The organism is Segatella copri (assembly GCF_003465495.1).
In the GTDB taxonomy this organism is placed as follows: Bacteria; Bacteroidota; Bacteroidia; order Bacteroidales; family Bacteroidaceae; genus Prevotella; species Prevotella copri_G.
In genome coordinates, this window is the sequence record NZ_QSAV01000003.1 from 136,553 (window position 1) to 147,293 (window position 10,741).

Genomic DNA, 10,741 nt, shown 5'->3' on the forward strand with positions numbered 1-10,741 from the left:
AAAAGTTTGGATGTTACAAATATTAAGTTTATCTTTGCATAAGATATAAAACAAACAGCGTATGAAACAGGTAGAAGAACGATACATCAGCTTGCTGACCGATTTCGGCTTCAAGCGCATTTTTGGAACAGCAATGAACAAGGATTTGCTCATTTGCTTCCTCAACAGCTTGTTCAATGGCAGACAGGTTGTTAAGGACGTTTCGTATCTGAACCCGGAGCACGTCGGTGATGTTTATACCGACCGCAAGGCTATCTTCGACGTGTATTGCGAAGGAGAAAACGGCGAGAAGTTCATCGTAGAAATGCAGAATGCCTATCAGACTTATTTCAAAGATCGTGCTCTGTTCTATTCTACCTTCCCTATCCGTGAGCAGGCACCCAAAGGTAATGAATGGGATTTCAAGCTCAACCATATCTATACCGTAGCCCTGCTCAATTTCAACATGAACGAGGATGCCTTCGACAAGGAGGAAATCCGTCACCATGTACAGTTGTGCGATACCGCTACCCACAAGATTTTCTATGATAAGCTGGAGTTTATCTATGTAGAGATTGCCAAGTTCAATAAGACCTTGGAAGAATTGGAAACACTCTACGAGAAGTGGCTTTATGCACTAAAGAACCTCTATAAACTTACTCAGCGCCCGAAAGAACTGTGCGATAAGGTTTTCGACCGACTTTTCGAGGAAGCAGAGATTGCCAAGTTTACACCTCAGGAGATTCGGGAATATGAAGCTAGTAAAATGGCATATCGGGATATCAAGAACTCTATTGATACGGCGAAAAAAGAAGGTAGAATAGAAGGTAGAACTGAAGCCAACATTGAAACGGCTAAACGTTTGTTGGCTATGGGACTTCCAACAGAACAGGTAGCCAAAGCGACCCAGCTACCTTTGGATATGGTTCAAAATCTGAGCTACTGATAAAAGCGAAAACTAACGTTTTTCTTTTATGCTGGATACCATAACAAATAACCCCAACCTACTTTCTCAAGAGGGTTGGGGAAATTTGTTTCTGTTTAAAATGTGACGATAGCATGGTACCGATTACACCGCTACGCTTGGTAACGATACAGCACTATCATCAGTTAAATTAACGTTGCATATACAAAATGAGCCTGTAAATGAGCCGATAAATGAGCCTGTAGTATTCGATATAGATACTGACAGGCTAGAATTATAACATACCGCCAAAGTACATGATAACAGGAGTACTTTGGCGGTACGGAATTTAAGCAATGTTGGGGCTGCTATTTACATTTATTGCAATAATTTTGCTTTCTGTGCTTGGAATTCTTCTTCCGTAAGAATACCTGCATCTCTGAGTTGAACCAATTTGGTCAGTTCATCAGCAATGCTATTTGATGAGGAAACACTTACCCTTTGATTTTGGCTTGCACAACTCTTATCAACTATGTCTATAATGATGGAAAATATGTCCTTTATGCCCGTAACCTCTTTCATCAGCCCCTCATAGAAAATTTTATCAGCAGTATTCTTTGTCTCTAGAACAGCTCTATCTTTTCCTGTTTTGTAAATATCAAGCAAAATAGTAGAATCAGATGTACTCTTGAGCAATATCTTTATAGACATCCTTTCGATTTTCTTGTTTCTAACAGTCTTCGCTGTATTACTACCTACGATAGCACCAACACCACCGAAAAGCAAACCACCAACAACTGCTCCACCGAGAGACTTATTGTACATATCATTACCATTTTCTTCATACGTAATGCTTACAATATCAGAATATTGATGCAGATGCATATTTGTTGGAGTAACTATGGCAACAAATTCATTGACATCATCAGTAATGAAAGCATAATCATTATATGCCTTAACTGCCGGAATAGATTTCTTTATTACTATATTCCAATTTTTAAACGTATAATTGAGATTGAATTCTTTAAGCAATATATTGCCATTGTTAGTCTTTATACGCAATATCTTGTTATGGGCTGCATCATAAGACACAATATAATTATCTGTTTTCACAGTTTCCGTAACAGAAAAATCTCTAACTACTTGGATATTTTTACCTTCATTCGTTGTTGCGCATATGGTCACGTCCTGTCTTTGAGAATTAAAATATAATTTTAAGTCACCATTTCCAAAACAATCATCGTAATCCAGCGTCTGGGCAAAAATATCCTGCTGTTCTTTTCTTGCTTTTCGATCAGAAGCCTTACTTTTGGCATTAAGAGCCATGACTAAACCAACAACTACGCCAATAGCGGGTATTATGGCTATGGGATTTCCTGACTTATCAGAATTGTAAGATAATATAGCCATAATAGCAAAAATTACGGAAAGGAATAAAGCCCCTCCAACACCAAAATCATCTTGTCTTTTCATACTAAACTAATTTTACAAATATTATAATTGGAATTACATAGCACACCACATCATAGATATCAAATGTACCAGGACAAAGGCCAAACAGTTGCATGAACTCCAATACAACTGCAGATATAGGAAGAGGTAGTGCCAAAGATAGCCTCATTTTCCTATTTAGTTGCTTAGTACATAAACACATAGCCATAAGATATGATGCTGTCCATAATCCTGCAGGTAAACTATAAACCACAAAATCCGGCAAATGAACATGCTCCACTTTACTTCTTACCATATCAACAGTCGTGGAACCACCCAATTTGTTCAATACCTCAAACAAAATAATATTTTTAGGACGATAAAGCAAATATACAAGTCCTCCGAAGAGAACAGGAATCAATGCTATCACCCATACCAAACAAGGGTACTTTCCTAACTTCTCTTGCACTCTGTCCATACTCTAACTATCTGTTTCCTTTAGCCCGATTATGGGTCTTGCAGAGCATCTGACAGTTGCTTTCATCTGTGGCTCCACCTTTGCTCCATGCTTGCTCCATGCTTGTACATGGTCGGCATCCATTTCCTTTAATGCCCAAATTTTATCCTTATTGGGTCCATCGCCACAAGCACAAAGACGACAATTGCTTTCATGCTTCTTTTTGGCATCTGCCGTCTGCCGTTCATAAACCCTGCGCTTGGTATTATCATCGAAGACACGGACATTCAGAAATCTTGTATCTTTACAACCGCCAAGCACATATTCAAATACGTTCTTTTTATCTTGAACGCATGGATCGTTATAAAGCTCTTTCACCTTTTGTGAAACCTTGATATGATCGTATGGAGTAGTATGGTACTTTTCGTAGAGTTCTCCCCAATTCAATCCCTTCATCTTGGGATAGACATCATCAAAAGTCTGCTCTATCCATGAAATGACATCGTTGAAATATAGTTTGAGTTCATTGATATCGGTATCACGACGATGCTCCTGCATATAATCCTTGATGTTGCCATGACTAACCCAACGCAAGGCTTCTTGCAGAATTTCCTGTCTGTTGGCTGAGCCAGAGATGTAGCATCCCCATTTCTGCATATGACTATCTTCCTTATTACTAAACTCCTTTCGGGCTGCACTAACGAAAGGTCCGGAATAAATCGCATTCAGTTTCTCCTGATCATTGAGCTTGATACCACCGATATTGATAATTTCAAACCATTCCTTGATTTCTGACTCTGTGCCTTCGCAAATGTATGCGATTAACTCTGTATTCTCTATGAGTTCTCGTTCTTCATCATCCAACGAAAAGATTTTATACGGTTTGTTATTTCTCATGATAGAAAACTTTCTTATCAAGTACCTACCAAGGCTTGTAATGCGTTGCTGTCCATCAAGTACCTCTAAACGTCCATCAGGAAGTTTGTTGAAATAGAGCAAACCTAAAGGATATCCCTTCAAGACGGAATCTATAACAGCGGCTTCTTTCTCACTATGATTCTCACTATAGAGATAGTTGCGCTGATACTCTGGCTGTATGGTTAGCTTACCCGCTAAACCATACAACCCCTTTCCGTCAACTTCACTATATGTAAAACCTTCACATAACTCCTTTACTGTATATATTTTCAACTTCTTTTCCATATTATGATTGTTTTTTACGGATTAATATTCGAGCATATTGTCGCTTATTATTTACGACTCCACATCCACCTCTATCCTCTGGATGAATGGTGTATCCGACTTCATCTAATATTTCCTTAGGTGCAGAAGCTCTTGTATTTCCACATGCTTGCCAAATAATATCAAATTGCTCTGGACAATATTTATCAAGAAAGGTAACTGGCACACCCATTAAATTCTCGTAATCACAAGGAATTGCATCTGTATACGGAATTTCAATGGCATCATAATTGTCATAATGCTGATACTTTTTTCCTTGAATATCCTTATGCTTACTATATTTAATGTTATCAGCCATAGACATCAAAGACAATGGATTGTGGCGATGACCATGGTCTATATTAGTGTACCATCTTACCCCTTTTACACGAATGTATTTCTTTCCATTTTCATCAATTCTGCATCCTGCTGCTTCCAAAGGATATTCATCTGGAACTCCAAATTCACGGTCTCCACTATGGATTGTACATCCCATCCAAACCTTATTATCTCTAAGCAATGGGAATACTTCTTTATAGGTAACACAGTTTATATTTCCAATAATGATAAACTGCTTATCAGCCTCAACAATCCATGCAAGAAACTCTCTAAAAAGCGAGAATGGTGGATTGGTTACAATAATATCCGCTTCATCTCTTAACTTTTTAACCTCTTCGCTTCTGAAATCACCATCTCCTTCAAGATAGTCCCACTCCAAGTCTTCAAGATTGATTTTACCATCACCAGTAGTGTCTTTTTCTAAAACGAAAATTTTACCATGGGTATTAGTCTTAGACTTGTCAAACTTTGGAGAAGTTGTTTCCAAAAAGGATGTTTGAATTCCTGCTTTGATAACCTTGCTATTGATAGCATAGCTCGTTGAGATGAGTTTCTTCAAGCCGAGTTCTTCAAAATTCTGTGCAAAATACTTTGTGAAATTACTCCACTCCGGGTCATCGCAAGGCAGAAGAACCGTCTTGCCACGAAATACATTTGGATTGTAATCGAGATAGGCTTCCATTTCGGTTTCTATATCATAAAACATGGTATAGAACTCGTCTTTCTTGGCAGCCTTAGCATTTGATAATGTACTATTTGCCATAATTATTGATAGTTGTTACGCACCCAACTATCAATCCGCTAAAACACAAAAAGGGCGTGATGCCTCTTATCGCGTTTAGCACGGGGCGGCGTAGGAATGGAGCCCCAGTCAATCCATAAGAATGCATCACGCCTATAGCGTGTTTGCATTGCTTAATCGGATTGACTGGAGGCTACATATATATATACGAACCACCTATCACATATTATTTCCGTGCTTGTTATTCCAAATTGAGTTTCCTACGCTCTTGGCTAAACGCGAAATAATAGCGAATGCTTTTGTTTTTACCCACAATGTCTTTGGCTTTTCCTTAATAATAAGGATAACCTAGGTGCAAAAGTAATAAAAATTATGGAGATAATTGTGTTTTTTTTGATTTTTCTTCTTTTTTATTGGAATATTTTTGTAATTTTGAGGCAATTATTTAAAATAAGAAACAATATGTTTACTAATTTACAAGTAGTTGTGCTGAAACATCTCGCAGATGGAGAACAGCATGAGAAGGCAGCGGCAAATTTATCAGAAGCCCTGTTTTATTCTACATTAAAGTCGCTTAAAGCTAAGGATATGGTGTCTGCTTCATTCTTAGCTGGAGGTGAAGTGTGTTCTTTTCAAATAACGAAGAAAGGAAGTGCTGCGTTGGAAATCTTTAGACGGAAAGAAAAAAAAATAATAAGAAACGCTTTAAAAGAGTTTGATTTAAATCACGAGCAGCTTCGGTTACTGAATAATGCAAAAACTGAGAGTATAATTGAAACTTCTGACAATCATAATCCGATTTATTTTTTGTCTAAAAAAGGCTATTTGAAAAAACATGCCTTTTTGGGTTGTCATCGTAGTTGGGTTATTACAGAGGAAGGTAAGGATGTTCTAGATGAGATAGATGAGAGACTATATGATAGCCCTCTTCATGTAGAGAGTTGCAATGAGCATGATTACCAGGTTGAATCTGTTGAGCAGGCAGAAAAAACTATCGGAAAGCATGACATTCGTATTGCAAACGGACATCTCGCTCATGTAACAGAAGTAATTTATGCAATGTGTAAATTAGAATATTTTGAGGAAAATGGAAAGGTGGCTTCTATCAAAAATGTAATGGAAACTATAGGCGAAGCATTACACTCTGATCAGTTGCCATCTAGCTACTCATCCCATTTAAATCGAGCAGCTCAAAGCCACAAGGAAACTTTCCTTCAGCCATTTAATAATATGCTAGATGTAGCAGAAGATTATTGCGAGAGTCTAGAATCAAGAAAGATAAATAAAAGATAGTCTTAAAAGATATTAAAATATTTGTTAGGTCTTTGTTAGATTGTTTGGAATCTAACAAAGAACTTTTGTAATTTTGCCAGCGAAAGTTAATAGCTTTTGCTGGCTTTTTCGTTTTATCCCATTAGTAAATACGAATTAGCCAAGAGGCTGATTTTCGAAGGTTATCAAGTATCCTCCGTTGTACCCATATAACCTTGCAGACAGACAAGCATTCTGACTAAGAAGCTTGAGAACATGACTATCTGACTGCAAAACGCTTCATTACGGAAAGAAGTAATACCCTAAAAAATATGAACAAGGTATTAACGCTCGGAGAAGCAATCGCTGATATGCTTCTCCACGCCAACACACCATTGGCTGTCGCCTATCGCAAGCGAATGGCGGCTGAAAGAGTAAGCGAGACTAATGCTCATGCAGAAGCTATCGCTAGTGTCGAACTTTCTAAAGACGAAATGACATGAAAGATGTAACACCAGCTCATTTCAGCCTCTTTGCTGCTGGCATCAACAAGCCATCTAGCCAGAGACCTTATAAGCAAGGTACCCTGAAGGATGTATATTGTTGGATGAACTCGATGAAGATGATGCAACTCACCGAGCAACTTAGGGGCATTAAAGACGAGAAGGAGCAAAAGCTCTTCAAGGCTAGCTTTTTGCCATTCGCAACCTTCAGTGGAACATTCGCCTACCGTAACCAAAATGGACTCTTACAGCATTCGGGACTACTATGTTTCGACTTCGACCACCTCGGTGGAAATGAGAATCTTTGGAAGGCTAGACATCTGCTGGAACAAGACCGATACTTCGAAACCATGCTGATGTTTACCAGTCCGCGTGGCGATGGAGTGAAGTGGGTTACGCATATCGATCTCTCTCGTGGTTCCCACGAAAAATGGTATCGAGCCGTGCGCAACTATCTCCTCCAGACTTATGGTTTGGAGGCTGACTCGGCGCCAGCAAATGTAGCCTCGGCATGTTTCCTCTGCTGGGATGCAAATATGGTAATTAACCCTAGCTTTCAATTATTTTAAATTCCCATGATTATGAAAAAAGAAATTTATAAGGATAACAATATGGAAAATAACAAACAGGCAGAAAATAAGGAGGACAACTTGAATCAGTTCGACCTGGATGTTTATGCAGGTACTGTTAATGGAACCTCCCTACCAGGGAAAGACAAGACAAAGCAAGAGACTTTGCATAAAAAAAGCGTAGGAGGACATCGAAAAAAGGATGCTCCAAGTGGGGATGCCTATCTTTATGACGAGGTGAAGTTCATTGTTTTCACACTCGTAAATCGTCATATTGACATTAAGACCCCTTACGAAGAGTGGATCAATTTAGGTTTCGCCCTATCCGATGGATTGGGTGAGGATGGAAGAGGTTTCTTTCACCAGTTGAGCAGCATGAACGCCGAGTACAATTATGAGGAGTGCGACAAGAAATATACGAGTTGCATGAAGGGTAATGGAAAAGGCATCACCATCCAAACCTTCTTCAAGATGGCTAAGGATGTTGGCGTCGACCTGAAAACTATCGCAAGAGAGGGGACGGTTCGTGCCACTTGCGCCAATGTGCCAAATGCCAAATATATAGAAAATATAGAAAAATATAAGAATTCTGGTATTTTGGATAAGGAAATGGCACATGGCACTATGGCACCAGTGGCGCAAACTATCACTACAGGTTATACTTTCTCCGACAAGGTGAATGAGAAAGATTTGCCTTTTTGCCTCCGTAACGTCTATAAAATCCACCCGGATACTGTGAGCAGAGACAAGATGCTCTTGGGCGTTCTGAATGTGGTGTCGGGTTTGATGGGTGGTGCCAATGGTTCGACCGAAGAACAGAGTGGTATCTACGGCATATATGATGGTCATCGTGTATTTGCACCGCTTTTTACCAACATATATGGTTCTGCCGCAACAAAAAAGGGAGATTTGATTTTCTGCAAGCTGTTGGCCCGACCAGAGAAAAGGGAGATGCGTCAACAATTTGAGGCTTCGAAGGCTCAGTATGATGAGGATATGGCTGCTTATGAGGCTCAGGGCAAGGGTAAGAATAAGGGCGAGCGTGGACCTGCTCCAAAGGAGCCTGTCTTTCGCGACCCATTTATGCCAGGCAATAGCTCTTCTTCTGCTGTATATCGTGCCCTCGATGCCAACGGTGGATGGGGCATAATGTATGAGACAGAGGCTGATACCGTGTCGAATATGCTAGATTCCGACTATGGTCACTACTCTGATTTATTACGCAAGGCGTATCATCACGAGACGGTTTCTATGAATCGTGTGAGTGATAAAATCCATATCGATATCGAAAATCCACGTCTCTCAGCGTTCATCACCTGCACTCCTGGCCAGATACCTCGTCTTTTCCCATCGTTTGAGAATGGCTTGGGCAGTAGATTCCAGTTCTACAACCTGCCTGACGACACGGTGGAGTTTCACGATGTATTCGCCCGTAGCGACTCCCCTTTGGAAGACACCTATAAGCAGATGGGCGAGGACTTATTGCCTCTCTATCACGCTCTGTTGGAGAGAAAGGGCAATCCTATCCAGTTTGTCATGAGCAAGGCACAGCAGCAGGAATTTCTCTCCACCTACGAAGAGACACTTTGCGAGCAGTTTCAGATGTTGGGAGCAGGTTTCAATGCCTTTGTGTTTCGTATGGCTCTTGCCAACTTCCGTTATGCGATGGTGTTGACTGCCCTGCGTCGTTTGTCGGATTGGAACAAGAAGGATGACATTTTCACTGCTGATGAGCGAGCCTTGGTGTGTGATGACCGTGATTTCCATACAGCAATGAGCATCATGGGTTGCCTCATCAACCATACGGCTCGTGTGTATGCTGTATTAGCCAAGGAGAATGAAAATCCTTTTGCCAATTCGGGGGTGAACTTAAACGCTGATGAACTTAGCGTCTACCAGTCGCTTCCTGATGGCGAGTTTCGCACAGCCGACTTCTTAGCCTGCGCTGAGACGAAGAACATCAGCAAGCGAACCGCACAAAGGATGCTCAGCCAGATGAGCAATGTGTATCGCATCATCACTCCTCTTCGTCGTGGCTTTTATTGTAAGGCTAAAGTTGAGGAGAAATAAGTATCTTGCTTTTGGGGTGTAAGTATTATCTTTGTGAGTGCTAACTATGCTACTTAAGGCTCCTAAGTATGATACTTACGCCCTGCAAGGTTGTAATTATTATATCGTATATCAATGTAAAAACTGAGAAAAATATGATGGAATTCAAGGTAAAGGCATACGGCAAGTCAGAGCTTGCCATGTTGTATTTTCCAGATGCAGGTTCTGCCCATACAGCAGTCAATCATCTCATGTCGTGGATTCATCGCAATCCTGAGTTGAGCGAGGGACTGATGAAGATGGGCTACCGCAAGTCGGACAAGTTTTTCACACCCAAGCAGGTGGCGGTAATCGCTGAATACCTGGGTGAGCCATAAGGTAAAGAGGGGCATTCTAGGGGGATAGCAAAGGCTTTCCTACTAAGAATGTCCCTCTAACGTTTGCTATCTCACGCAACGTATGGCATCGTATAGTCGACGAAGAGAAAAGTGGTATATTTGCAATGTAATCCAAAGGGGTTATGCGATGAAGCTTTTCTCATACGCCTATGGGCGAAGAGTATGAGGCTGTGGGTAAAGAGGAGAGCGGAGTCGGCAGTAGTTAACTCAAAATTTTTATCATTATGATTAAGTATGTAGTAAAAGAAAACAAGAACAAGAAAAGTCCTGCTTACGGCAAGTGGTACGCTTACCCTGTAGTGGAGGAAACGATGAATCTCGCAGCTCTTGCCAAGCACATGGAGGAGCATAACACGGGTTTCTCTGAGGCAATGTGCCTGGGCATGATGACAGCGATGGTAAAGTGTATTAAGGAGCAGCTCTTGGCTGGCAAGAATGTGAAGATTGACAATCTCGCCATCTTCTCGGTCGGTATCCGTAACAAGGAAGGTGCAAAGACTGAGGCTGACTTTAGCGTAGCCAACAACATTGGCAGCGTAAAACTCCGTGCTCGTGCCACTGGTATCTTGAGCAATGCCAACCTCAACAGTGTAGCTAGCGTGAGAAGAGCTAGCAGCGTGGTGGGTGGAACAACAATCCCATCAGGTGGTGATTCAACTTCGGGTGGTGATTCAACTTCAGGTGGTAGTACTACCACAAATCCTGGTGACGGTCTGGAATAGCCGTCTAAACTAGTTGAAAATTAAGATATCCCTTGTCCAAACATAGATATTTGGACAAGGGATTTTTATTTCTGCGACAGTTTTTTGATATTGTGCTTAATTTTTTGCTTGGATTTTTTTAAGGGATATAGAAATCAATAGTTCGTTAATAATTCAATAATGTGCTAAGCAGCTAT

The 10,741-nt window shown here is 40.6% G+C and carries 11 protein-coding genes; 7 read left to right on the plus strand and 4 right to left on the minus strand.

Annotated features, from left to right (window positions below):
- The first annotated feature begins 61 nt into the window (after positions 1–61).
- Positions 62–925 (plus strand): Rpn family recombination-promoting nuclease/putative transposase, encoded by an 864-nt coding sequence (locus DWV53_RS01695; RefSeq protein WP_118151222.1) that lies wholly within the window; start codon positions 62–64, stop codon positions 923–925.
- Positions 926–1,261: 336 nt separating this feature from the next.
- Here the strand turns inward: DWV53_RS01695 and DWV53_RS01700 are convergent, their stop codons facing one another.
- Genes DWV53_RS01700 through DWV53_RS01715 form a run of 4 tightly spaced genes read right to left on the minus strand, consistent with a single transcriptional unit; the run spans position 1,262 to position 5,094 of the window.
- Positions 1,262–2,356, minus strand: coding sequence for an SHOCT domain-containing protein (locus tag DWV53_RS01700; protein ID WP_118151224.1), 1,095 nt, complete (start codon positions 2,354–2,356; stop codon positions 1,262–1,264).
- A gap of 1 nt (position 2,357) precedes the next feature.
- Entirely contained in the window at positions 2,358–2,792 is a 435-nt protein-coding gene (locus DWV53_RS01705; protein WP_118151226.1) for a hypothetical protein, read from the minus strand.
- A 3-nt stretch (positions 2,793–2,795) separates the two neighbouring features.
- Positions 2,796–3,974: a DUF262 domain-containing protein gene (locus tag DWV53_RS16435; protein ID WP_259318887.1), complete on the minus strand. Its 1,179-nt coding sequence runs from the start codon at positions 3,972–3,974 to the stop codon at positions 2,796–2,798.
- 1 nt (position 3,975) lies between these two features.
- Positions 3,976–5,094, minus strand: coding sequence for an adenine-specific methyltransferase EcoRI family protein (locus DWV53_RS01715; RefSeq protein WP_118151228.1), 1,119 nt, complete (start codon positions 5,092–5,094; stop codon positions 3,976–3,978).
- 351 nt (positions 5,095–5,445) lie between these two features.
- Here DWV53_RS01715 and DWV53_RS01720 point away from each other — a divergent pair, with 351 nt between their 5' ends.
- The 6 genes from DWV53_RS01720 to DWV53_RS01740 all read left to right on the plus strand — a co-directional run bounded on the left by DWV53_RS01720 (position 5,446) and on the right by DWV53_RS01740 (position 10,565).
- The gene (locus tag DWV53_RS01720) at positions 5,446–6,366 is read left to right on the plus strand and encodes a hypothetical protein (protein ID WP_118151230.1); all 921 of its coding nucleotides are present in this window, start codon (positions 5,446–5,448) and stop codon (positions 6,364–6,366) included.
- Between the two features lie 290 nt (positions 6,367–6,656).
- Positions 6,657–6,827, plus strand: a complete 171-nt coding sequence (locus DWV53_RS15590; RefSeq protein ID WP_154480346.1) for a hypothetical protein — start codon at positions 6,657–6,659, stop codon at positions 6,825–6,827.
- A complete protein-coding gene (locus DWV53_RS01725) occupies positions 6,824–7,396 on the plus strand; it encodes a BT4734/BF3469 family protein (protein WP_118151231.1) in 573 nt (190 codons plus the stop codon). The genes DWV53_RS15590 and DWV53_RS01725 overlap by 4 nt, the downstream gene beginning before the upstream one ends.
- Before the next feature lie 42 nt (positions 7,397–7,438).
- The gene (locus DWV53_RS01730) at positions 7,439–9,466 is read left to right on the plus strand and encodes a DUF3987 domain-containing protein (protein WP_181992380.1); all 2,028 of its coding nucleotides are present in this window, start codon (positions 7,439–7,441) and stop codon (positions 9,464–9,466) included.
- 134 nt (positions 9,467–9,600) lie between these two features.
- Positions 9,601–9,822: a DUF4248 domain-containing protein gene (locus DWV53_RS01735; RefSeq protein WP_118063318.1), complete on the plus strand. Its 222-nt coding sequence runs from the start codon at positions 9,601–9,603 to the stop codon at positions 9,820–9,822.
- Positions 9,823–10,067: 245 nt separating this feature from the next.
- The gene (locus DWV53_RS01740; RefSeq protein WP_118151233.1) at positions 10,068–10,565 is read left to right on the plus strand and encodes a DNA-binding protein; all 498 of its coding nucleotides are present in this window, start codon (positions 10,068–10,070) and stop codon (positions 10,563–10,565) included.
- The last annotated feature ends 176 nt before the right edge of the window (positions 10,566–10,741 follow it).

Excerpts from the sequence above, each read along its gene's own strand:
- DWV53_RS01720 (WP_118151230.1), top strand. The coding sequence starts at position 5,446 with ATGGAGATAATTGTGTTTTTTTTGATTTTTCTTCTTTTTTATTGGAAT.
- DWV53_RS01740 (WP_118151233.1), top strand. The coding sequence starts at position 10,068 with ATGATTAAGTATGTAGTAAAAGAAAACAAGAACAAGAAAAGTCCTGCT.
- DWV53_RS16435 (WP_259318887.1), bottom strand. The coding sequence starts at position 3,974 with ATGGAAAAGAAGTTGAAAATATATACAGTAAAGGAGTTATGTGAAGGT.
- DWV53_RS01695 (WP_118151222.1), top strand. The coding sequence starts at position 62 with ATGAAACAGGTAGAAGAACGATACATCAGCTTGCTGACCGATTTCGGC.
- DWV53_RS01700 (WP_118151224.1), bottom strand. The coding sequence starts at position 2,356 with ATGAAAAGACAAGATGATTTTGGTGTTGGAGGGGCTTTATTCCTTTCC.
- DWV53_RS01715 (WP_118151228.1), bottom strand. The coding sequence starts at position 5,094 with ATGGCAAATAGTACATTATCAAATGCTAAGGCTGCCAAGAAAGACGAG.
- DWV53_RS15590 (WP_154480346.1), top strand. The coding sequence starts at position 6,657 with ATGAACAAGGTATTAACGCTCGGAGAAGCAATCGCTGATATGCTTCTC.
- DWV53_RS01735 (WP_118063318.1), top strand. The coding sequence starts at position 9,601 with ATGATGGAATTCAAGGTAAAGGCATACGGCAAGTCAGAGCTTGCCATG.
- DWV53_RS01730 (WP_181992380.1), top strand. The coding sequence starts at position 7,439 with ATGGAAAATAACAAACAGGCAGAAAATAAGGAGGACAACTTGAATCAG.
- DWV53_RS01705 (WP_118151226.1), bottom strand. The coding sequence starts at position 2,792 with ATGGACAGAGTGCAAGAGAAGTTAGGAAAGTACCCTTGTTTGGTATGG.
- DWV53_RS01725 (WP_118151231.1), top strand. The coding sequence starts at position 6,824 with ATGAAAGATGTAACACCAGCTCATTTCAGCCTCTTTGCTGCTGGCATC.